The organism is Saccharothrix isguenensis, from assembly GCF_052936305.1.
The window spans coordinates 1,033,307-1,057,319 of the sequence record NZ_CP193626.1 but is presented as its reverse complement, the minus strand read 5'-3'; the positions used below and the strand labels follow the sequence as shown (position 1 = coordinate 1,057,319).

16 protein-coding genes are annotated in these 24,013 nt (G+C 65.8%); 11 read left to right on the top strand and 5 right to left on the bottom strand.

The features are described from left to right. Positions 1–3 precede the first annotated feature (3 nt). Entirely contained in the window at positions 4–546 is a 543-nt protein-coding gene (locus ACRAKI_RS05165; protein WP_447008338.1) for a lasso peptide biosynthesis protein, read from the bottom strand. Between the two features lie 449 nt (positions 547–995). Here ACRAKI_RS05165 and ACRAKI_RS05160 point away from each other — a divergent pair, with 449 nt between their 5' ends. After that, on the top strand, positions 996–1,883 hold the full coding sequence (locus tag ACRAKI_RS05160; RefSeq protein WP_447005896.1) for a phytanoyl-CoA dioxygenase family protein: 888 nt from the start codon (positions 996–998) through the stop codon (positions 1,881–1,883). Positions 1,884–1,920: 37 nt separating this feature from the next. Next, positions 1,921–2,112: a hypothetical protein gene (locus ACRAKI_RS05155; RefSeq protein ID WP_447005895.1), complete on the top strand. Its 192-nt coding sequence runs from the start codon at positions 1,921–1,923 to the stop codon at positions 2,110–2,112. 116 nt (positions 2,113–2,228) lie between these two features. Here ACRAKI_RS05155 and ACRAKI_RS05150 read toward each other — a convergent pair whose 3' ends face one another. Beyond that, positions 2,229–3,086: an aminoglycoside phosphotransferase gene (locus ACRAKI_RS05150; protein WP_447005894.1), complete on the bottom strand. Its 858-nt coding sequence runs from the start codon at positions 3,084–3,086 to the stop codon at positions 2,229–2,231. A gap of 55 nt (positions 3,087–3,141) precedes the next feature. Further along, positions 3,142–3,891, bottom strand: a complete 750-nt coding sequence (locus tag ACRAKI_RS05145; RefSeq protein ID WP_447005893.1) for an AAA family ATPase — start codon at positions 3,889–3,891, stop codon at positions 3,142–3,144. A gap of 558 nt (positions 3,892–4,449) precedes the next feature. Between ACRAKI_RS05145 and ACRAKI_RS05140 the strand changes: the two genes are divergently transcribed. Beyond that, complete coding sequence (locus ACRAKI_RS05140; RefSeq protein ID WP_447005892.1) at positions 4,450–4,932, top strand: hypothetical protein; 483 nt, start codon at positions 4,450–4,452, stop codon at positions 4,930–4,932. Positions 4,933–5,103: 171 nt separating this feature from the next. Here the strand turns inward: ACRAKI_RS05140 and ACRAKI_RS05135 are convergent, their stop codons facing one another. Next, positions 5,104–5,289, bottom strand: a complete 186-nt coding sequence (locus tag ACRAKI_RS05135; protein WP_447005891.1) for a hypothetical protein — start codon at positions 5,287–5,289, stop codon at positions 5,104–5,106. Further along, on the bottom strand, positions 5,270–5,644 hold the full coding sequence (locus tag ACRAKI_RS05130) for a hypothetical protein (RefSeq protein WP_447005890.1): 375 nt from the start codon (positions 5,642–5,644) through the stop codon (positions 5,270–5,272). Before ACRAKI_RS05130 ends, ACRAKI_RS05135 begins: the two co-directional genes overlap by 20 nt. A gap of 240 nt (positions 5,645–5,884) precedes the next feature. Between ACRAKI_RS05130 and ACRAKI_RS05125 the strand changes: the two genes are divergently transcribed. The 8 genes from ACRAKI_RS05125 to ACRAKI_RS05090 all read left to right on the top strand — a co-directional run bounded on the left by ACRAKI_RS05125 (position 5,885) and on the right by ACRAKI_RS05090 (position 23,792). After that, positions 5,885–6,544, top strand: a complete 660-nt coding sequence (locus ACRAKI_RS05125; RefSeq protein WP_447008337.1) for a Crp/Fnr family transcriptional regulator — start codon at positions 5,885–5,887, stop codon at positions 6,542–6,544. A gap of 91 nt (positions 6,545–6,635) precedes the next feature. Next, positions 6,636–7,514 (top strand): hypothetical protein, encoded by an 879-nt coding sequence (locus ACRAKI_RS05120; RefSeq protein WP_447005889.1) that lies wholly within the window; start codon positions 6,636–6,638, stop codon positions 7,512–7,514. Further along, positions 7,514–9,427 carry a hypothetical protein gene (locus tag ACRAKI_RS05115; RefSeq protein ID WP_447005888.1) on the top strand — a complete coding sequence of 638 codons (1,914 nt, stop codon included), beginning with the start codon at positions 7,514–7,516 and terminating at the stop codon, positions 9,425–9,427. Before ACRAKI_RS05120 ends, ACRAKI_RS05115 begins: the two co-directional genes overlap by 1 nt. Next, entirely contained in the window at positions 9,424–10,563 is a 1,140-nt protein-coding gene (locus tag ACRAKI_RS05110) for a hypothetical protein (protein ID WP_447005887.1), read from the top strand. Before ACRAKI_RS05115 ends, ACRAKI_RS05110 begins: the two co-directional genes overlap by 4 nt. Positions 10,564–11,829: 1,266 nt before the next feature. Further along, positions 11,830–13,431, top strand: coding sequence for a 3'-5' exonuclease (locus ACRAKI_RS05105; RefSeq protein WP_447005886.1), 1,602 nt, complete (start codon positions 11,830–11,832; stop codon positions 13,429–13,431). 5 nt (positions 13,432–13,436) lie between these two features. After that, on the top strand, positions 13,437–17,225 hold the full coding sequence (locus ACRAKI_RS05100) for a protein kinase domain-containing protein (protein ID WP_447005885.1): 3,789 nt from the start codon (positions 13,437–13,439) through the stop codon (positions 17,223–17,225). Beyond that, positions 17,222–18,874 (top strand): methylation-associated defense system protein MAD7, encoded by a 1,653-nt coding sequence (mads7, locus tag ACRAKI_RS05095; RefSeq protein ID WP_447005884.1) that lies wholly within the window; start codon positions 17,222–17,224, stop codon positions 18,872–18,874. Before ACRAKI_RS05100 ends, mads7 begins: the two co-directional genes overlap by 4 nt. Next, positions 18,867–23,792 carry a helicase HerA domain-containing protein gene (locus ACRAKI_RS05090; RefSeq protein ID WP_447005883.1) on the top strand — a complete coding sequence of 1,642 codons (4,926 nt, stop codon included), beginning with the start codon at positions 18,867–18,869 and terminating at the stop codon, positions 23,790–23,792. The genes mads7 and ACRAKI_RS05090 overlap by 8 nt, the downstream gene beginning before the upstream one ends. The last annotated feature ends 221 nt before the right edge of the window (positions 23,793–24,013 follow it).

Below are 24,013 nucleotides of genomic sequence, written 5' to 3'. Positions count from 1 at the left end.
ACCTCACCCTTCCGGATAGCGTTCGAGCTCGACGTAGCCGAGCGGTTGTCCGCCGGGGCGACCGACCAGCGGCATCGGCCCCAGTGCGGGCCAGGCGTGCAACTCGTCGCTGCCGTCGGCGAGTTCGATCACGGGGTAGCCGATGACGACCTGCGCGTCGAACCCCAGGCCGCGCAGTGCAGCGCAGGCGCCCAGGGACTCGTGCAGGCACAGGTGGCGTCCACCGAACGTGCGGGCCAAGCCCATGATCCGCCAGGCGGCGTCGCGGGCGTGGAAAGCGGTGATGGCGTCGACACCACCGCGCACCGGGTGCGGACGGCGGGACGGGATGACCCGCAACGCCGCGGCGAGCCCTTTCGTTCGGAACACCCGTCCAATCCGCAGGTATTCCAGCGTCGCTTTCGGCAATTCCGCATCGCGCACCGGCAGGCTCGCCGGGGACGCAGTCACACCCACCATGAGCGTGCGGAGCGCGTCGCGTCCGCCATCACGAGTCCACAACCGCCGGCTGCGGGAGGATCCACGCGGCACGGAAGTAGTCGCCATGTCCACCTCAGGACCTTTCCGGGTAACAGACGTGGCCGCCCCGACATCCGGGACGGCCACGTCGCATCGGGTCTGCGGCGGGCCGGTAGCCCAGCCGCTCACCTCATCAGGGAGTCCAGTCGCCGTCGAAGAAGTCGTCGGTCGGACCGGTCCACCCCATGGTCACGTCCTCGAGCTCACCCACGAACTCGATCTCGGTGTCAACCAGGTTTTCCTGCATGATCGCACCCCCTTTCGTGGGGTCTGTATTCGGAAGTCAACCTCGAGAGCGGCGCCACGCTCGACAACCATGTTTTCCTGATTGCGGCACACGCACAATCCAGAAAATTACTGAAAGAGTTCCCCGTAGGGGCGATCACCTACAGTCCCGCGACGGTGTCGGGTGCTAGTTTCAGCTACCGGCGTCGAATGCCGCGCCGAATCCCTCAGACTTGGCGAAGGAGCATGGAATGGCCATTTCCGCCGATCACGTGGCCCGGCTCGAGGAGGACGGGTACACGCTGGTCCCCGACTTCCTCGACGCCGACACGCTTGCCGAGTGCCGGCGCGCCGTGGCCGCGTACTTCCCCACCGGGGCCGAGTACGCCGACGCGCCGCACCGCTACCAGGGCCTGCGCCGCTCGGCCGGGTTCCCGTACCGGCAGGACGTGCTCAACGACATTTCAACCCACCCCGACCTGCAGTCGTTCGTGCAACGCGTGCTGGGCGCCACGGACGTCCGGCTCGGGGACTCTCTGCTTCAGGCCAAGTACGGGCCCGGTTTCGGTCCGGTCAAGGACCAGCGGCTGCACAACGACGCCTGGGGCCGCAACACCCTGGTGCACCCTCCGAGGCGGCGCGAGTACCAGCGCGTGTTCGCGATCGTCTACCTCACGGACGTTGACGCGGACACCGCGCCTACTTACGTGGTGCCGCGGAAGATCACCGGCGACGTGCCGCTGCTGACCGCGTCCGGCGAGTCCTCCTACGACCGGTCCGAGTACCCGCACCTGTACCAGCACGAGACGCCGGTAACCGCGTCGGCGGGCAGCGTGCTGCTGTTCAGCGGGTACACCGTGCACCGGGGCTCCGCCGTGCGCGCGCCGCACGGCCACCGCTTCGCCCAGTTCCTCAACTTCCACTCGGCCCGTTCGGTGTGGCTGGACAAGCAGGGCTGGCCCGGGTCGCCTGCGTCACCGGACGGACCGGCCGTGCGGCGGCTCATTGAGAGCGCCGACCCGCACCGCCGCGAACTGCTCGGCTTCCCTGCCGTCGGCAGTGATTACTGGACCGAGGAGACCTTGGAGGGCACAGCCGTCCTGTACCCCGGGATAGATCTGACGCCCTACCGCCGTTGACGTCGGTCCCGGTCCAGGATCCCCGTTGGCTCCACCGATGGGGCGGACTTCCGACTGTGCCCCCATCGGCAACCGCCAGTTCCGGAACCGACGGTGCCGCGCCGTCTCGGCTTTTCCTCGATCGCCCGACCCGCACGCCCCCGACGAGCTGGTCACCATGCACTCCGAGGCCACCCTCGACGACGTCCTGACCGACATCCTGGCCACCCGCAGCCGCACCCGGCCGTGATGTACGCCCGGAACCCGCCAACGGTCGGCCCGGCTGAGCTGCTCGAGCCTCGATTCACATGGCATAGGTGGAAGCGACATGCGCGACGGACGAACCGGAGGACTCCACGTGATCGCCTATCGAGCCATGCTCGACGTTCTCCGCAACTGGTCGGGTACGTGTCGCGGTTGCCGGCCGCCGAACGCGGGGCATGTGGCACCCGCCGCGGGAGCCGGGCGCTGACCTGGTGGGATCAGGCGTTGCTCGTGGTGGTGTGGTTCCGCAAGCCCGAGGACCTGGCCGTACCCGGCGCCGGATTCGGCATCAGCAGGGCCACCGCGCACCGCTACCACGACGAGGCCGTCACCGTGCGCGATGGTGGGCGTCAGGAGGCTGTAGCACAGCAGGGTCGCCGCGTCGGTGCCCGCGGGTGCGCGTCCCCACCATTCCCAGTCGAGCAGGCCGAAACTCGGACACAGCAGGTTCGCCCAGTGGACATCGCCGTGGACGGTCTCCCATTCGGGCACAGTGGGGTCGACGGCGTCGCCGAAGCGTTGCACGATCCGGTCGGTGATCTTGTCCTGGCTGCTGTTGACGCGCGCGGTCGGTGTCGCCGCGACGGTGTCGGTGGTGCGGCGCAGCTCGGCCCACCACTCGTCGGACAGTTCGACCTCGGCGCGCAGTGCGTCGGCGGGTGAGCAGGGTTGGCCAGGCATGCGGGTCATGAGTTCGGCGCGATGCTGTCGCCATTCCTCCCACTCGACCACGTCCAGGACGTGCGGTGTGGCGAGGTCGGCGAGGACGTTCGCGTCGAGGTTGCCCGTCCAGAAGTCGCCGGCGATCCACTGCTTGTCCTCGGACACGACGCGCAGCCAGTACTCGGCGTCGCCCTTGCGGACGGGGGTGCTGATCGACCGGTCGTGCCAGCCGAGCAGCGGGTCCCCGGTCACGACCACGCCGAAGTGTTCGGCAGCGCGGTCGAGGTTGTCGCGCATCCACTGCCGGAACCGCGCGTCGGCTTCACCGGTGTCGACCGGTACCTCGCCCCTTTCACTGTTCGGTGACGTAGCGCAGGTAGGCGGCCGGGTTGTTCATGTACCGGCGCCAGTGGTCGACCAGTGCAAGGTCCTCCCACTTCGTCCGCCGGAACCCGTGGTCGCCCACTTCGATGATGTCGGCGCCCGGCGTGGCGGCCAGGACCGGCGAGTGCGTCGCGCAGATCACCTGCGCCCCCGATTCACCGAGGTCGTACAGGAGGTTGACCAGCCGTAGGCAGGACGTGAACGACAGCGCCGCCTCGGGCTCGTCCATGAGGCAGAAACCGGGTTCACGGAACATGTTCGCCAGCACGGTGAGGAAGCCCTCGCCGTGGCTCATCTCGCTGGTGTCCTCTTCCCAGTAGCCGCGCATCCCGCTGACGGCTTCCATGAACCCGAACGCCGTCTCGGCCCGCAGGAAGTACCCCCGGCGCTTGGTCCGCGGCCCGCTCTTCTGCCGGGCGCCCGCGGCCGTGGTCTCCCAGCGGAGCAGGTCACCCAGCACCGTTCTCGGCCGGTCGTTGACGTACTTGCGACCCGCTCGCCCGCCACGCGCGTCCAGTCCCCACGCCTCGGCGAACGCCTCGACCAGGGTCGACTTCCCCGAACCGTTCTCCCCGACCAGGAAGGTGACCGGCCGCTCGAAGACCATGCCTTCCTCGGCCATCTGCGCCACGCACGGCACGGTGAGCGGCCACGGTCGTGCATCCGGAAGACCGGAGGGCAGCAGGTCGTCAGGGATGAACGCGCGGCGGGCAAGCATGGGCTGTCCTCGGTCAGTACTCGGTCGGGACGCATTTCCCCTTGGGCGTGCAGTTGCCCGCAGGGTTGCACGCCGGGCCACAACTCGGCCCGCACTGCGGGCCGCACAATGTTCGGCACACACGGCGACAATGGTCGTTGCGCGAACCGCTCGGCAATGCCGCGCCCGTTGACGGCCGTTCGGGACCATCGCAGGGTCGGTACACCGGAGCCGCGCATCGGCAGCCGCTACGGCCGTCGAAAAGTCGCTGGGCAGATCCACCCAGTCGGGTCACAGAGACCTGGAGCACAACGCTGACAACATTTCGTTCGGAGCGACCGCCTGCTCCAGATTTGCTCCAGCCCGGCCACCGCAGTCCACAGTGGACGAAAAAGCAAGATCGCCCGCCACCTGCATTACCGCAGGTCAGCGGGCGATTCGTATGCTGTATTCGATTGTGGACCTGACTACACAACATGAGAACTCTCTTGTGGCTGCTCAGGGACCCGAACTGCTGATCAAGACCGTCAACCCGCGTGGAACCGGCCGAGGGACGGACCGCGAGGGCAGAATCGCCCCGTGACCTCAGAGACGGACCCTTCGGTCGACCTCGACGAGGGCTGGCGTGCCGAGATGCTCGCCGCCATCGGGTCGGGCGACATTCAGGTAGCGACGACGGCGCTGCTCGAATTGACCTACGACGACCCCGACGGCGAGTGGGTAGAACCGATCCTGCTGGAACACCTGGCGCCGCAGTACGACATCGAGTTGCGCCGCCTGGCCACGACCTGCCTCGGACACCTGGCACGCATCCACGGCAAGATCACCAGGAGCACCGTGGTGCCCACCTTGCGCACCCTGCTGTCCGATCCCGTCCTGGGCGGCACAGCCGAGGACGCCCTGGGCGACATCAACTGGTTCGCCCCCGCAGAACCGGGAGCACACCCCGTAGCGGACCGCCCCTCGAGGGGCCACCAACACCGAAGAGCGGGAACCAGTGGACTGGTTCCCGCTCTTCGTATGCTGTGTCAGTTGTGGAGCCGAGGGGACTCGAACCCCTGACCCTCACACTGCCAGCATGGTCCGGCCGTTCCCCTGACCAGCGCAAACAGATAACCCGCACGTCAGCCGATGTCGTCCACCGCCGTTCGGAGCCGTAGCGCGTCATTCGACTCCACCGCCTGCTCCAGTTTGCTCCACACACCGCAGCATGAATGGCAGCAGAAGCCGATCTCAAACCTCGAACATGCGTGCCCTACGCGCGGTGTGCAACTCAATCCGTACCCGCTGCGCCGACGCCAACCGCCCGGCCAGTCGTGCGCCCCGCTCGCGCCATGCCGCGGCCGTCGCCTCGTCCGGAAACCCGGAGCCCGCCGGATCGTAGATGGTCTGGAACTCCTCAAGCACGATCGGCGTCATCGGAGTCATCGCGATCATGGTCGCGGCGTGCATCCAGCTCAGCGGCATTCGGCACGACGTCCACGGGCTTCCCCATCCCGTCCGGCCGTCCCAGCAGCCACCGCAGCCCTGGGCTGCAGAGCCCGCCGTCGCCGCGGCGCTGACCCTGCGGGCCAGACGAGAGGAAGCCCGCGCGCTCGTCGCACGCGACCCGGCACTCGCACGGGGCCTCCGAATCGGCCGACCGGACCTGCCGCGGCAGTACGACGACGGCGGCCTGGTCGACATCAACACCGCACCACCGTCCGTCATCGCGCAGTGCTCCGGACTCGACCACCGCGCCGCCGAGCAGATCAACCGCGCCCGCCAACAGCACCCGTCCCCTTCCACTCGGTCGATGAGCTGCTCGTCTTCGCCGAGCTGGACGTCACCGTGTGGGACCTGATCCGCGAACGAACGGTTGTCTATTCCTGAGCACCTCGCACAGCAGGTCAGCACCAACTCGAGTCGACGGAGGACCACCGCGATGGCGGAGTTCGAGGCGATCGAGTGACATGCCTATGACGTAGCGCTTTCGACCCGACACCTACGGTATGCATCCACAGTGCAAATCGTCATGCCACGGCCTCCCAGGGGCTTCCGCAGCCTGCTCGGAGAGCGGAAGTGGGCGCACCTGCTCGAGCAGGGTGTAGATCGTGTCCACGGCCCTCGAGTCCCGCTCCTACGACAAGGAGACCCTGGGACGACGGTCCTCGCGGTGGTCTCCGGACGAGTGAAGGTCTTCGGCACCGAGCGAAATGGAGGGCGTGTGCTGCTCGCCTTGCGCGGCGCAGGAGACCTCTTGGGCGAGATCGCAGCTCGCTCCGCTTCACCCCGCACGGCGACCGTGGAGACGATCGATCGGTGCACTGTCCGCATGCTGTCGGCCGATCGCTTCAACACCTTCCTTCAGGAACAAGACGGTGAAGCCGCTCTGACCGACTACTCGATCGCAAAACTGTCCCAGACAGTCCCCTACCAGGTAGAGCTGGTTCATTTCAGCCCCGAGCGCAAGATCGCGCGCCTGTTGCTGGAAGTCGTCGCGCTGGCCGACGAGGCATCCTCGGACCCTGAGCGGGTGCCGTTCTCCCAACAGGAGGTCGCCGACTCCCTGGGCATGGCTCGCAGCACCGTCGCGTACTACGTGCGACGTCTCAAAGCCTGCGGAGCTTTGCGAGCCGGTCCGCGCCTTTCGGTGGCGGATCCAGACCACCTGAAGGCCATTGCCGGACTGTGACCCACGACATACTCAAACTGTCCGACGGTGGACATCACTTCCGATCCACGATCGCCAAGCTCCTCGCCAAGCACACAACGAGGAGGAAGACGTGGTCCACGAGGCGTCCGAACTGCCGCCCTACCGCGCTCTGCTGGTGGTGGACATCAAGGACTTCAGCGGTGTGCCAGGGCGGCATCAAGCTGAAGTGACCGAGCTGGCGCCGGTGGTCCTGCGGTCGGCTTTCGAACGCTGCGGCTTGACCGAGGTGTGGTCCGGGAAGCGCTTCATCATCAGCACCGGTGACGGTTGCGCGCTGGGCTTCCCGTCCGCGGTGCTCCCGCTGTTGCTGACCCCGTTCCTCCAAGCCCTGCAAGACGAATTGGACTACCGCGCCCAAGTACACGCCGACCCGGTGCCGCTCCGGATGCGGGTCAGCGTCAACGTCGGCGCGGTCACCGATTCCGGTCGTGAGCTGATCAGCGAGGGCAGCGGGGCGTCACGCGTGGAGACTCACCGGCTACTGGACGCCAAACCTGTGCGCGACCTATTGACCCGTTCCGGGCCTGCTACCCGCGTCGCGGCGATCGTGTCCGCCCGGGTTTTCCAGGATGTCGTGGCCAATGGCTACACCGCAGAGCCCCAGGATCTCTACGTACCGGCACCGGTACAGGTCAAGCAGCTGACCGACCTGGCGTACCTCAGAGTTCCGTCACCGACCGGCGACCTGCTGCACAGCGGGTTCCTGCCACGCGCCGAACCCGACGAAGGCGGCGTCGACGAGCACGTGAGCGCCGAAGACCGCGCGCACGCAGTCGGCTCCACGGCCAACAGCGCTCAAGACGTGCAGGGGAACCTCACCCAAAGTCGCGACCACGTCAACCAGGGAAACACGAACTACACATTCCACGGCGCGGGCAACGTCAACAGTGGTCCGGGTACCCAGTTCAACGGCGCCGATACCCGGTACTACGACAAGCGCGGGTCGTGATGACCAACGTCGACGCGCCGAGGACCACCAGCTACGACTTCCACAGCACGGGCAACGTCAACAGCGGCAGCGGCACGCAGAACAATTACATCCACATCCCGTTGCGGCGACGTCGCGAGTTGCGTGTCGTCGCAGGCGAGGAGATCCGTCGCCTGGCCGATCGGTTCGTCCGACCGGAGCGGTTCCCGTTCGACGTGTTCACCCGGTCGAACACGGCCGTCCTGACCGGTCAGGACGGATCAGGTAGGCGCACCACGGCGCTCATGCTGCTGACCGACGTCGGCAAGAACGACGTGGACCGGCTGCGGGTGCTGGACGACAGGACCGACGATCCGGACAACCCCGCCTTCGACGTCGAGGAACTGCGCCCGGGTGAGCCGCTCCTGCTCGACTTGTGCGAGACGGACGAGGGCCGCTTCCGCGAACTGCAGCCGCAACTGGAGTTCTACCGCACGGCCGTGGCCGACAAGAAGGCCCGCTTGGTCGTAGTGGTGCATCCCGGCCAAGTCGAGCACTTGGCGGATTCCCTGTCCGCGCTCGTCGTGAGGTTCGAGCGTCCCGACGGCACCGCGGTCCTGCGGGCGCACCTGGCTCCCGACGGCATCAGCCTCTCCGACCCGTTGCCCGCCGCAGACCGGTTGCGTGATTATCTGCGGGATTCTGCGGTGGGCGCTATCGCTACCCTCGCTCGGCTGACGGTCGAAGCACGTGACACGGGACGCGGCACAAGCCTGCCGGAGTGGCTGTCCGCAGCACTGGGAGCCCAGCTGGAACGGGCTACCCAGGCCGCGAAGCTGTTCACCGACCAACAACGCGCTTCGATGCGGGCCCTGCTGGTGGTCGCTGCCTTCCTCCCTGGAGCACCACTGGAAGCCATGGTCTCGGCCGAAGCTGTCTTCGGCAGAATGGTGAAGCTCCCCAGGGAGGACCGGCACGTCCTGGACGGCACCCACTTGGCCGAGCGCATGGCACAGGTGAGCCTGCGGGCCGACGGGCGTCGCACGGTGGAGTTCACCGACCTCGCCATGGACAGCGCCCTGCGCACATACTTCTGGACCTACTTCCCGGACCTGCGCGACCGGGTGGAGCAGTGGGTGCAGGCCGTCCCCTCGTTGCCGACCATGCCGTACCAGGCCGCAGCCGACCTGCTGGACCGGTTCGCCGAACTGCTGCTGATCACAGGTCCCCCTGAGCCGCTGATGAAGTTGGCACGCACGTGGACCAGCGACGCCAAGCCCAAGACGGAATTGGCGACACAGGCACTTGCGATCGGACTGCGCCATGACAGGTGGTCGAAGAGGTTCAGGGATTACGTCTACCTCCGCTCTCGCGAGCCCAACCTGCCGGTTGCGTTCGCCCAGGTGCTGATAGCCGTGTGCGTGGACGACATCGCTCCGAACCAACCGCCGCAGGCGCTGGTCCGGCTGCACCACTTCACTCGTCACAACGACAGGTCGGTGCGGTCTGCCGCGCATGACGCGCTGATCGGTTCCGTGGAGCGCTACGGGTTCCAGCGCTGGCTGCTCTACCGGTTGGCCCGAGGTGACTTGAAAGGAACCGACCGCGACATCCTGCTCGACCTCGATGTGCCCTCGCGCATGGCGCACGAGTACCACACGAGGCGCAACCTGCTGAACCTGTGGCGACAGTTGTTCAGCGCCACCACGCACGACGTCCCACCCGCGAAGTTGTGGGAGTGGATCGGCACGGATCCCGCACTGGTGGTGGAGGCATGTGACGGTCGTGCGGCCCTGCTCAACGAGCTCTTCGTGCTGGCCCGGGCTCGGGTACGACACGCCGAGGACGCGGAGGCACGGGGCACGGCCGTCGAACGTGCCCGAACGTTGTTGCGGCACATCAACACAGCACTGCACATCGGTGGATCGAAGGGACAAGGATGGACAGGAGCATGAAGGAGGCAGCAGCAGGCGCAGCGGTCTCCCTGTTGTTGCCGATCTGGGCGGGTGTGTTCTTCGAGTGGGCCGTCTGGATCACCACCGTGGTGGTGATCGTCTTGCTCGCCGCCACCGCAGCAATGGTGCTGCGTCGCCGTCAGCACCACGTCCAGCAGAGCACGCTGGCCGAGCAGTGGCGGTATGAACACGAACAGGAGCGCGCCGAGCAGCAGGCGCCGCCGCCCGAACCACCACCGACACCTGCGCCCCCTGCCACCACGGCGATCACCCACGTGCGTCTGCCCAGCTCAGTCGACGAAATCCCCTTCGCCTTCGCCTGCACCGTGCACTGGCTCCCACAGGGGTACGACTCCGGGACCACGCACGCGGAACCCGCAGCTCTAGCCGTTCAAGCGGTGCTCAAGAGGGCCGGCCAGGTAACCGAACTGCACCATCCGGAGGACAGCGTCGCCGCTGCGCTCGTGCTGGCGTCCGCACTGGGCCACCCGGCGCCCGACGGCACGAACCTGGTCACGGCGTGGGCGACGTCGAACAAACTGACCGTTGGTGAGGAACACCGCACCCACCTGCAGGACTTGTCGGCTTTGCGCAGGCAGCGACAGCTCGACGTGCTGCGGATCGACAACGAGCGAATGGTGCGCTCGTACCTGGGAGAGGAGGTCCTCACCAGCGTCGGCAGCACCGTGGTGTGGTGGCTGGCCCAAGACCGGACAAGGGTCCGGGAAACAGTCGACCTGATCGGCACACTCGCCCAACTGTCGGCTGCGGCCAACGATGCGAAGGTGAACGGCGCGTTCCAGCACCTGCTGCCCGAACACCTGCGGCCGGCACCTGCACTGGCACAACACGAGATCCCCTTCGAACCGACCATCGGCAGCTCCGGCGATTCCAACGGTCAGGCGGTGTTCGTCGTGGACAGCTCGGGCACCGTCGACAACCACGCCGAGCCGGTTAACTCCCCGGACGACTTGCTGCCCCGCCCGGGTGACGAGCACAACACCCTGTTCGGTCACCACCTAGCAGATCTGCTGGACCGCCACGAACACTCGGACCTCGCCGATGAAGCACGTCATCGATACGGCGTGCACGAGTGGCCCACGGAAGGCACGCGCGAAACGGACACGGACGATTAGCGCTCCTGCGCGGCCACGAATCGCGAGCGGCACTCGGCCTCTTCCGGCGCGCCGGTGAGATCGCGGTCGAACTGGGCGACGACTACCGGCTCGCCGTCTCCGCCAACAACACAGCCAACGCACTCATCGACCTCGACCGACCCTCTGAAGCAGTCCGCCTGTTGACCGCGGCGCTGAACCGCTAGAGCACAGCACTCCGTATACATCCGAGGGCATCGACACCTGCCGCGCCAGATCCAACGTCTGCACCAACACGTCACGGTGCTCTCGAACCAGGCGCACCGCGCGCTCCCAGCCCTCATCACAATCGGAGCGTCTCAGCATCGCAAATCTGCGGGAGCCGTTTGCAAGCTTGGGCAAGGGGTCCATGTAACGGGTCTCGATGTCGGAGCGACTCACCGACATGACATGACGCTGACCGGCGCACCCACCCGTTGCAACGCCCCGCGAAGGCGCTTACTCCAGCTGGAAGAGTATGGTAGAGTCTGGAAGATGCAGGAAGCTCCTGACCCTCTGGACGTAGACGAGCTGCTACGACAGCTAGCTGCGTTCGCCGAGACTCGCGACCTCGACCACCAGACGGTCGCCCGAGTGGGCGCAGCACTCAGTGCTGCGGATCTGACCGTACGTGCGTCACTTGCTGGCGCTACCGCGACGCCGGCACGCCAGCAAGCCGTTGACGCCTTGAGCGAGTTGGGCGTACCTTCGAACCCGGCGTTGATTGCCGAATTTCACCGCGCAAATTTCGGGTCGGACTTGGCACCGCGCTCGCTGGCTAGTATTCGCCGTGACGAGCTACGTGCCTACCGGGCAAAAAGCAGCACGAGGTCAGCGTGGGTAGTGCCAGCACTGACGACGAGCCTTCTCCCTGCTCGTGGATTCTTGGCGTTGTCTTTCTGGCCAGCATGGTTGCGAGTGCTCGGGACTCGATCGGTACGTGTGGACACCCTTCGAGTTCTAATCGTCGTACTCGATGCGCTTGCCGGGGTGCCATCGACAGGAAGCCCGCGTTTGCAGACAACGCGGGATATGCGGCGCCACAGGCTGACTGAGCTCCTCGTGCGGATGGGCGCCGGCTTGCCCGGTATCGGGAAAACCGTGGATCACGAAACAGCTCGCGAAGCGATTCAAGACGAGCTTAATCAACTTGCACCTAGAGACCGCGAGGAACGTAACGATATCGCCGCCCTGTTGTCCACCTTGAACGAAGAGCAACAGCTGTTCGGGCTGCCAACTAGTGCGTAGCGAACATTCGAAAGGCCGTCGATGATCACGACCGATCCGGTATTGACGCAAGCCGCATCAGTGGTCTCCGGGCGCCCAGGCACGGTGGTCGTGGTGGCTGACGGGCCGGACCGCCCCGACTTGGTGCTCATCGACCGGCAGGTTGGGCTGTACGCGATCGACTTCGCCTCAGACGCGATGACACTCGATGATCGGCGACCATGGGTGACATTAAATAGGAAGCGTGCCGAACTGCGGGAAACCCTAAGAGGGCTGGACGAGCCCTCGATCGGTGCTGCTGTGGTGTTTGGCGCACCGGATGAGCGCCAGATCGATGTTGCCCGGCAGCGCGAGGAGCGGGTCGTCTTGTCGCGTCAGGACATCACCGATCCTGATTGGCCAAGTCACCTACCGGCGCGTGCGATCCCTGATGCCGACTTCACGGCCGTCGTTGATCGCCTGGCGCCGTCAGTGGTCTTCAGCAAGCAGCCGCGAACTGGAGCCATCGATCCAGGGATGTCGGACCGCGCTACCACCCGGATCCAACTAGACGCCGCACAGGCTGCGATGGCGCTGACGCCGGTTTCCGACGTCACAGTGGCGACCGGACCGCCCGGCAGTGGCAAGACACTGCTGCTCGCCGCCCGTGCGCGCGAACTGCGCCGAGTCCACCCCGAATGGCGGGTGACCGTCCTGGTGTACAACCGCGCGCTTGTGCCGTACGTGACGCGACTGGTGCACGATCCGGCGGTCACGGTGACTACCTTGGGAAAATTCGCTTACCAGCTCGGCTTCCGAATGGATCTCCAGGGCGGAGAGAAGGCGGCCCTGGACTTCCAGCGGGCACAGGAAAGGGGGATCCCACAAACGATCGACGCCTTACTGGTCGACGAGCTACAGGATTTCGACCCGGCTTGGCTGCGGTTTGCCCTGGCCACCGTCCGACCAGGGCGAGGCGGCGCGTTGCTCGTCGGCGACCAGGCACAGGGCTTATACAGGGATGGCGATCCGAGTGCAGTCCTGCCCGGCCACGACATCGTCCGCTACACGCTCACCCGTCCATACCGCAGCACGAAACAGATCCTGAACGCGGCTGCCGCGTTGACCGGGCAGCAGGTAGCCGGATCCGAACGCGCGCCGGACGGGGAGCCTGTCGACCTGATCTGGGCGGATTCGGGAGACGCGCAGATCGAATGTATTGTCTGGGAAATCGGCGCGATGCTGTCCAAAGGTCGACGGCAACCTGGTGAGATCGCAATCTTACTCACCCAATGGCGAGGATTGAGCAAGCTTCGTGCGGCGTTGAGCAACGCGGGCGTTCCATTCGAGGTGTTCGACAAGCAAAATGCCACCGGATTCGATCCGAGTACGTCGACGGTGAAGGTCATCACCGTGCACTCCGGCAAGGGGTACGAGTTTCCGGTGGTTTTCCTCGTCGGACTGGAAACCTTGCCGGCCGGAACGGACTATCCGACAAGACGGCGCGAGCGAGTCGGGTTCGTCGGCGCCACCCGAGCCCAAGACCAACTATTAATCACCCATACGAAGCCGACGGTCCACATCGATCGCCTTACGACCCTCGGCGCATTGGTCAGATCCTCGACCTGGCCGGACGACTACCAGCACAACGAAGCGCGGAGATGAGCTGAATGGCACAGCTGCATGTGCTCGGCGACTGGCACGGGCCCGGCGAGGAGAAAACCGCTCACCGGCTCGCTCGAGATCTGCCCAGCGACTGGGATGTTATCGCAGGGCGCCAGATTCCCACACGTACCGATCCGGTTGACCTCGACCTGATCGTGGTGGGCCACCACGGCGTCTATGCCTGCGAGGAGAAGTCGTGGGGCCCGCACGTCGACGCCGGCGAAGTGATCTGGTTTGTCAATGGCGAGCAGCGGTCGAACCCCATCGATCAGGTCGCACACGCGGCCCGAGTGTTGGCTGGACGCCTGCGCACCAAGATCACCGGCTGGTCTTCGGCCCAGTCGACGCTGCCGCGCGGCGTTCACCCCGTCACGGGCCATGTGATCATGTCGCACTCGTCGATCGACTTGTCGCTGCCCGGTGATCTTGGTGTCGACAAGGTGGTTGAGCTGACTGCGGCGAGCACCATGCTGGTTTCCCGAGATGCCTCACTACCGCCGGCGATGGCCGGCTTGCGGTCGCAGGTGATGCGTTACTTGCTCGGTCTCGATCAGCGGAGGCCGAACGAGGCGCCACAACAAATCATGCAGTACAAGGTTGTCGGACTGGCCGGAGTCGAAGGGAACGCCCAGGTCTATGCCGGGCAGAATCCGGCGGGCGAGTTCACGTTCCTGTACTGCGTTCCCACCGTGAACGCCACCGATCGCACTGCGGCCGAAAGGTTGGCCACCCGTGAGCACGCCGCGCTTGCCTTGCTGGCCAGAGAAGACCGCACGTGGCAGGTACGCGACTGGTTCGACTGGAACGGCTACCGCGTCACCCCGGTCGTGCCCGACCTGAGCGGGACCAGCCTGTGGAAGCTCACCGGTGATCGGCGGACGGCGACCGACGCGGACGGGCGGATACCGCCGGAGATCGCCACGCCCGTCGTCCACGACGCGTTTGCCGCGCTGGCCTCGGTGCACGCCAAGGAAATCATGCACCGAGCACTTCGACCGCGGTACGTCGAGATCACCGGGGACAACCGGATCCGGTTCCGCGACTTCAGCCGAGCCAGGATACCCACGACGGAGACCATCGCCCCGGACCTCTTCGACGACCATCCGTCGACTCCGTACCGTGCCCCCGACTGCACCATGGAGTTCTTCGGCACCAGGGACGACGTCTACAGCCTGGCGTTGTGCTTGGTTCAGTGGATCCACGGTGACCAGAACGAGAGCCCCGATCACGACCTGGCGAGGCAGCGGGCAGCCGCTTGCCCCGAGATCGGCCGAGTGCTCGAACAGTGCCTTCGCCCTGAGTATGACGGCCGACCAGAGGCGGCGGAGGTTGCCTCGATCACGGCACCCGACGCCACAACCGCGGCAGCAGCGGCCGCCCAAGCCTCAGGTCCGATCACCGGCATGTTGGCCTTCGACCGGTACCGACTGCACCGCCAGCTCGGCGAGGGCGCTTGGGCAGTAACGTGGCTGGCCACAGACGAGCAGCTACCCGGAGAGCGCACGCTCAAGTACCTGAGGCAGGGCCGTGTTTCACCGGCGCAGGCCCTGACGGAGTTCAACAACACAGATCTGCTGCGCAGCCGCTACTGCGCACGGGTGTACGACCTCCTGCCGAACCCCGCGCCAGGCGTACTGGTTCAGGAGTACGTCGCCGGAGCGACGCTGAAGGAAATCGCGGCGGACAAGGTGATGACCGGCGAAGAGTTCCGGAGCATCGCGATCGATGTGCTCTCAGGCCTCGACGACGCACATCAGCAAGATCTCTACCACCGCGACGTCAGCCCGTCCAACATCATCGTGCGGGATGACGGCGGCGCACGGCTGATCGACTTCGGACTGGCCTCCCGTGCCGCCAGCGCCCGCTCAGCGGTCGGGTCGCCACCGTTCACCGCGCCGGAGGTGTGGGCACGAGGTAGTTGGTCACCGGCTGCCGACATCTACAGCGCTGCCTCGTCCGTCCTGACCTCGATGCTCGGTCGCTACCCCTACGTCAGCCCGGACTTGGCCGGGCGCGAAACGCTGGTCCCGCCGAGCGAAGAACAGCGTCAGCGATTCGGTGACGCCGTGCTCAACACGCTGTACCTCGGCGTCGCGTACAACCCGGCGGAGCGGCCGCAAAGCGCGGCAGAATTCGTACGACTGCTGAAGGCACCAAGTGTGCCGTCGGAAGCGGGACAGCGCCGGACGAACCCAACGGTCGCCCACCTCCGCGGCTTGTACCGAGAAAGCGGTATCGGCAACAGCGGAAACCGTGGTCTCGATGACGCGTTCGCGTACGACACTTACGCACGAAGCTGGCTGGACGACAGACTGCTTCCGGCGATCCTTGACCGGAAGCTGGACGTCGTTGTGCTGAGTGGAAACCCAGGCGACGGAAAGACTTCGTTTCTGGTCAAAGTGGGGAACGCCCTGGACGATGCGCGAGCGGACACATTGCACGACGACGAGGCTGGCTGGCGCAAACAACTCGACGGCCACACGTTCATCGCGGTCTACGACGCGTCCGAGTCCAACGGCCCACTGTCCTCGGACGAAATGCTGAGGCAAGCGATCGATCCCGGTGACGGCGAGGACCCGGACCGACGGACAGTGTTGATCGCCGCGAACGACGGCCGCGTCACGCAGTTCTTCACCGACCACGAGGACCTCTACCCGAACATCGCCGAGCAAACGCTTCGACAACGCCGAGCCGACACGGACTCGAACTCCCGAGTGGTTCTGGTGGATCTCAAACGCCGTGCGCTGGCCATACCGGGCAGTGAGACCCCCAGCCTGGCCGAAGCCATCCTCGACTTGTTCACCGCCGAGGAGCGGTGGTCGGCGTGCACGGGCTGCGCGGCACTGTACAGCTGCCCGATCCGGCGCAATGCCGCCGACTTGCGGACGAGTTCGACCGCGGCAGCGGTCAAGGAGCTGGTGCTGACCAGCCATCTGCGTCGTCGACGGCGCGCGACCGTACGCGACGTCCGGTCCGCATTCGCCTGGCTCATCACCGGAGACTTGTCCTGCGAGCAGATCCACAGCGAGCGGGATGACGGCAAAGATCCAGCCACCACCGACAGGCTGCTGCCCGCCCTCGCGTTCGGCGGTGCCAGCGGTGACAACCTGCTACAGGAGTGGGCGGAACTGGATCCGGCGGAGCTGCCCGCACCCGGCGCGATCCGCACGGCACGCGCCAGGGTCGATGTCCTGCCGGATCTGCACGAGATCACTGAACCGGACATGCGGAGGCTCAAGCGGGCGTTGTTCCTTGGCCAATGGGGCAGCGAAGCGGGGCGCGCCGAGGTGCGCGGCTATCGACACTTTACCGAATACCTCGCCGCGCTGTCCGCACCGGACACGGCATTGCCCAGGTTCATCGCAGGACTTTCCCGGGTGCTCGGATTCGTCGGATACGACGGCACAGACCTGGCACTGCGAGACCAGTCATACGACGCGCCAGCGGTGCGGGCCATTGTCGTGATCAAGGAACTGGCCGCTGCGAACTTCACACTGACCACTGACGGTGCCCGCTCGCCGTACATCGAGTCATTCCCGGATCTCCTGGTGCTCCGCCACACCTCTGGTGCGGAACTGCGCATCAACCTGGACACCGCCGAAGTGCTGCTGCGCGCGGCCGACGGCGAGATCCTGGGCGACCTCGCCTCCGAGGCCATCCGGCAGGAGGTCACCGGATTCGGCAATCGGCTGCGCCGAGAGCCAGCCCATGCGGTGCGGGTGATCGATGGCTCCGGCCGTTCACTGAAGGCGGTGGCCGTGGACGGCAGAATCGTGAGGGAGGGCGCGTCATGACCATCGAGCTGCCGAAGACCGTAAAAACTTACCTGTACCCGCCCTTGACCGTCTTCACGACGGCGGATACCGATGTCGATCGTGTCCTGCCACATCTGTTCGAAGCCTGTGTCAAGGGAGGACGGCCGACCCGGATCCACACGGACGCGCGAAATTACCCAGGATATCTGGCCACGTTGCTGGCCAGTGATCAAATGGTGGGATTCGAATCGCCGGACGCGTCTGCGTTGGTAGACGGCTGGCTGCGGTCTTGTATCATCGACATGGGCACGGTCGGCAAGTCGCACAGCGAGGAGCAGATGTTGTCGGTCGCCCCGATAACATTGGCAGCATATCGTGCCGGCGTACCGAGGACTCGATCCCGGCACCGTTTCATCGACGACGTCACGTACCAGCTACTACGGGCCGAAGTGGCCCGGAAGACCCCTGATGCGAATCCGGACGGCGCGCTCCGTCGAATAATCGGAGAGAATCTCGGTCACGGCTTGCGGATCGGCCCTCCTCCCAAGTGGGAACCCGAGCTGATCGAGCCGGACAAGCTGGACATCAGTGCGTTGCTGGAATTCCGCTTCCTCGAAGGCTTCGAGATGGGCGAGGTGCGCGAGTTCAAGTCGGGATCGAAGGTACTCAACAGCCCACTGCCCGGAGTCACCGACAAGCTGGGCAAAATGCTGCTCGCACACCTGCTCGTGTACTCCGGGCGGCTGCCGACCGCGGCGCTGATGTCCACTTTTGCCGGGCTCCTGGCCCTCGGCTTGTTCACCCTGAGCCTGCGCATCAACGCGGCGGGACAACAACTCCTGCGCACCGGGAGGGCTCCCGCAGACATGGCCGAGGCGGATCCGAATTCCCCGCTCGAGCTCTATTGTGATTTCACCGGCGGTATTGACGATGAGTCCGACAAGATCTCGCGACAGTGCGTGGAGCGCGACCTCAACCAGATACGACTCGTCTTCCGGGACCGCATGACGTTCATGATCGCCGACAAGGCCATCGAGCGGATCGTGAGTGAGCGCGAGCGGCGCCATCACCTTTCAGGTCCAGAGAAGTTGGTTCAGCTCGCCGAGCTGCGCGAACATCAACAGGTCGAGCTCTTCGCCATGAGCCAGCTGTACGAGATCGACGCGATCAATCCGCGCGACAGCGAAAGCCTGACTGAGGATGAAGCCAATTTCCTCGACAACGTAAAACGATCCGACAAGAGTGAATTGGACAGGCTGCTTGACGTTCTGGAGTTCGTCAACCACGACAAGGCAACCCGGAACACGGTTTCGTGGTTCCATTCGGTGGGCGGTCTTCGCAAACCGTACGGAATCCTGACAGGCGCCTCCCAGAACCGGCGTTCATGGAGATATGCACCGAGCGACGAGCTGTTGCAGATATTGCTGCTGGCTGTGTTCGTCCGCGATCATGGAGCCTGTCGGCCCACGATGCCGCTGCAGCAGCTCCTGGACGAGCTGCGCCACCGGTTCGGCATCCTGGTCGATCGACCTCCCGCGTTCCTCGATGGTGCCGAGGCACGAGCGGCGGCGGCGGCCAACCTTGCCGCGTTCAAGCGCAGGCTGCAGCTGCTCGGCTGTTTCGACAGCCTGTCCGACGACTTCTCCGAACAAATCGTTCGTCACCCACTGGGGGATCGTGATGTCTGAGCCTGCCGGTACCCTTCTGCCGGACCTGATCGTCGATCGGATCTCTGCCGCGTTGACCGCGCAGTTCGGGCAGCACGAACCCGGCCACTGCGTGCGGGTGGACAACTTGCGCCAGGGCGACGCCGAGCGGCTGGTTCGCGCCTTGCGCAGGGATCTCACCGTTGGTCAGGCCGACGTGCACGTGCTCGTCGACCGGCCCGAGCAGGCTGATGACGACTTGCTGATTCCGGCTGAGCGCGCGGTCGAGTTGCGCAATCGCAAACGCCGTCAGCTGGTGTTGCTCGTGCCGGTCGGAACCGGCGCAGCGGCCAGCTCGCTGGACAACAGCTTCGAACGCCAGGACGTCGTGGACTTGCTGCGAGAGGCGAGCACGGCGCTCGTCAGCGAGCTTCCCGACGAGGACGGCCTGCGAGCGGGCCTATCGAAGATCGCGAAGGTGCTCGGCGCGAGACGACCGGTGGAGGCGTGGGCTCGCTACGTCGCCGAGGTCAGCCTTGCGCCGGATTGGCACACGATCGGCGCCGTGCTACCCGTGGTCGGCCTCATCCCCGACCTCGGTGGTCCCGAACTGGTCGACCGGCTGGCCCGCAACAGCGAGTGCGTCAAGGAGATCACCCGGCCGGCCAGGGCCGTCGCTCCGGTCGCCGACCGGCTCAGCAAGGCCAGGCTGACGGACAGCCCTGTACGCACCCGGCTGTTCGACTTCCTGTCCAGTCCGCAGCGGGACCTGTCGAATCCGGGCACGTGGACCGCCGAGCTGGCCGCCGAGTCCGGGCTCACCTTCGAGCACTGGCCGCTGACCGAACCGGAAACCGTAGCCGTGGACCAGATCCGGGTCGAGCCGTTCCTGAGAGTGAACGGCACGGTGGTGCGGAACTCACGTCTCAAGCAGGATCAGGTTGGCGACCTGCCGTACACCGAAGCAGGCGAAGATACCCCCGGTGTGGTGAGGGTCAGCTGGAAGACCGTGCCCGCGAACACCGACGCGATCAGTCGTTGGCAGATCGAGGTGCTGCCGCCGAAGGACATGCGGGGTGACGAAGAGGACTTCGAGCCGAAAGCGAAGATGACCATCGCCGGCGCCCGCCGCACCGCCACGGTGACCATCGACCTGGACGAGGCCGACCTGGAGCAGGGCTCGCTGTTCGTCGTACGAGTGACCGGACTGGACGCCGCCGGCCAGCCGGTGCTGTTGCAGACCGGTGACAATGAGATCGCCAGCGACGAAAGCCAGCAGTTCACCGTGCGATGGGAAGCCGACCTGATCGCCGGGGACACCAGGCGGGCATCAGCCTGGGCCCTCGCCCTCGGCAAACTCGATGCGGTGCTCGGCGGGCAGGACGACCTCACCGAGGACGCTTACAGCCTGAACGACACGCACTCCGCGGTGTCGCTGCGGTTGGGCGGACGCCGCACTGTGCTGCTCGGGGTCAGTCCCGCACTGGTGAAACTACAACGCGACCTGTTCGAGCAAGGGAATCCGGTCACAGCGTTCACCGCCTCCGGGCGCATGGGCACCGTACTGGACCCCGGTGATGTCAAGGAGGTTGAGGGTAAGCTTCCTCAAGCGCTGGATAAGCAACGCCGGGAGCTGTACGCGCTTCTCAGCGATCGCAAGCCACGCGACCTCGTCGAGTCCCTGGAATGGAACGACGAACTGCGGGATAAGGTCCGGGCTTACTGCCAGTCCTACACTCGCGCACTCGACAAAGCAGCCACCGATCCCACTCACCGCAGCGCCCTGCTGGCGATGGACACCCTGACCCTGGACATCACGATCGCGGGCGACAAGCCGATCCAGGCGGTTGTGGTGCTGCCCTTCCACCCACTGCGGTTGTCGTGGCTGTCCGAATACGACCGGACGCTGACCAGGTGGGCGACCGAACTGGCCGGCGGGTCGGATAAGGCACGGCGACGCGCGATGGTGGACGCCGATCTGGTCCGGCGCGTAAGCCCGGCCAACCTGCCGTTCGCCGTACCCGGTCCTGCGCCGAGAGGCGTTTTCGTACATGCACGCGAGGCGACAGTCGGTACCGGGATCTACCTTGCGCCAGACGAGCGGGAGCCTGGTATCGCGGTCCAGGCGGTGTTCGACGTGCTCGGCATCGACCGGCGGGACGTAGCTACCGACGTGCCGCCGACGATGCTCGCCGAACGCATCGCGACTTACCGGGACACGCACTCCCACCCGGACGCGATCCGACTGCTCGCGATCAACCCCGGCTCCGGTGAGCTGCTGGCCCAAGCGCTGCGCCAGGCGGTGCTGAAGCAGAAAGAAGCGGACACCGACGTAGCCGAGCTCGCAGGGCGGGCCGAGGTCGTGACCTACAGCACCCGACTGTCCAGCACGGACCCGCTGCCCGCGTTGACCGACCTGCAACAGGCAGTCGGCCGATACCGCACGGGGAGCACGCGGTCTTACCTCAAGCCGCCGCTCGGTCTGAGCGTTAGGCCGTTCGACCGGCTTGCCAAGGACAACGCACCAGTGCACCTGAGCGTGGTCAACGACCTTGCCGTGGTGGATGCCGTCGGAGGATCGGCGACGACGGATTCCACCGCGTCCTTCCGCAATTTGTTGACCCCGACCAGCAACCGGCCCGTGGACACCTCTGACGGGCGGTACTGGGAGATCAGGCCCGCTGTTCGGCTGCGGGAAGGCCGTGACGGGAAGAACAAGGACGGTGCGGCGGACGCCGTCGACGCACACCGGGCTCACCAAGCCACGCTCGCGGTCGCACAAGGATACCCGGCGGAGCATGGCATCGCCCTGAGGGTCACGGTCGGCGACAGGGAGATCGAGGCTCTGGAGGCCGCCCATGAACGGGCCGACTGGGTCTTGTCGATCGACCGCAATCTCGGACTGGAGTGGTACTCGTCGAGCACCGACGCGAACCGTCCGTACATCTTGGACTACGCGCCGGACTTCCTCGAAGGAATTGGGCCACGTCTCACGGTCACCACCAAGCACCAGGACGAGATCGAGCGGTTGCTGTCGGCCACGATGCGAGAGCTGAGTTTCGCGAACGACACCCAGTCGGTGCGCAGCGCTCTGCGCTTCATGCAGATGGTGTCCGGGCGATTGGCGCTGCGCCTAATCGGCAGGTCGGACCTGGCCGTCGAGGCAGTCGGCCTTGCCGCGTTGCTGGCTTCGCTGGAGAGTCGCGGTGAGTTGGCCGACACGATCATCGTTCCCGTGGACGTGCACCAAGAGGTGTTCGGCGTCGCTGCCGGGAACACGCGGTTCTGCGACCTGATCCTGGTGCATGCCACCAGGCAGACCATTCGGCTCGAGTGCGTCGAAGTCAAGCTGCGGAGGGGCGTGACGCCGCCGGAACAGGTGGCTGAGGACATCGTGGAGCAGCTCGACGCGACGGTCTCGATGCTGGAGAACGGTTTCCTCCGTAGTGATCCACCGCGCTTGGACGTCGAACTGCAACGGGCACGGTTGGCTGGAATCCTGCGTCATCACGCGAATCGCGCGTTCGCCATGGGCATGCTCAGCGAAGGACGTCTGGCCGCCGCGGAACGTCAGTTCGCGAGGATCGAGGACGGTACCAACCCGGAGATCACCAAGCAGGGTTACGTCATCAACCTGGACAGCGAGCAGGACATTCCCGGGGAGTATCGCGGAGTCGCGATCGAGGTGTTGACCCCGGCGGACCTCCGCAAGGCCGATATCGCCGCAGTCGGATCACCCCAGCCTGTGGCGCCACAACCCCCGACCACACCGTCAGCCGAACCAGCTCCAGAACCCTCCGCGGAGCCGGTCCCCGAACCTGTACCGAAAGAACCGCCGTCATCGTCGAACGTCGTGGCGACTCAACCGGTGCCACCATTCGCGCGACCGGGACCATCAGAGCGTGGAGAGCCGGAGCCGAAGCGCCCGGACCACCCCGGCGAGATCCGCGTGATGCTCGGTCGCGACGCCCACTCCGCCGAGGTGAACTGGCGGATCAGCACGTCCGGCAGCCCGCACATGTTCGTCCTCGGCATTCCCGGGCAAGGCAAGTCGGTGACGACCCGGCGGATCCTCAACTCGTTCGCCGACCAGGGTTTGCCGGCTCTGGTCGTGGACTTCCACGGCGACATGGCGGCCGATCCGGCGGCCAACGCGACAGTGGTGGACGCCGCCGACGGGCTGGACTTCTCACCGTTCGAGCTCCGAGCCGACGTCGACCACCAGAAGTATGCCCAGGCAGCGTGGGAGCTCTCCGAGGTCATCGGTTACGTGAGCGGACTGGGTGAGATCCAGCGGAACGTGGTGTACGAGGCGCTACGTGAGCTTTACCAGCGGCACGGGTTCGGCTCAGCGGCCGGCCCTACCGGGCTGCCTACCATGGCCGAGTTCTCCGCGCTCCTCGAGCAGATGGAAAGCAACGGACGCGGACGTAACGTAGCCGCACGGACCCGTCCACTCAGCGACTTCGGCCTCTTCCGGGACGACGCGGGCGAAGGGCGCTTCGGCAAGCTCCTGGACGGGGGCGTGGTGCTGGACGTGCACACGCTGATGGAACAGGTGCAGCTGGCAGCCGCCGCGTTCGTGCTGCGCAAGGTCTACCAGGAGATGTTCCACTGGGGAAAGACCGACGAGCTGCGCCTCGCCGTGGTGTTGGACGAGGCACACCGGTTGGCCAAGGACGTCACCCTGCCGAAGATCATGAAGGAAGGCCGCAAGTACGGCATGACGGTTGTGGTCGCCAGCCAAGGTGTCGACGACTTCCACCGAGACGTACTCGGCAACGCAGGCACGAAAGTGGCGTTCCGTTGTAACTTCCCACAGAGCAAGACAGTCGCGGGATTTCTCCGTGGCCGAGCAGGCCAGGACATGGCATTGGCTCTCGAAAAATTGTCCGTTGGCCAAGCGTACGTTTCGACTCCAGACTCACCGGAAGCCAAGAGGGTGTTCATGGAGCGGTAATCTGGCTGTCGTGCAGGTTCACGGCCGAGACACCGACAGCGAGCGGCAGCCCCGCGCAGTCGGTCACGACATGGATCTTCGAGCCCAGGCTCGCCTCGCCCGCCCCGTTCCCGCCACTCAGCCTGCCTTGTGAACTGCACTGTCACGATGAAGGGCTCTCTCTGTGCATGATGAGCGTCGTCACCCACCGAACTAGGAACCCCTAGGATCGGTGTCCACGC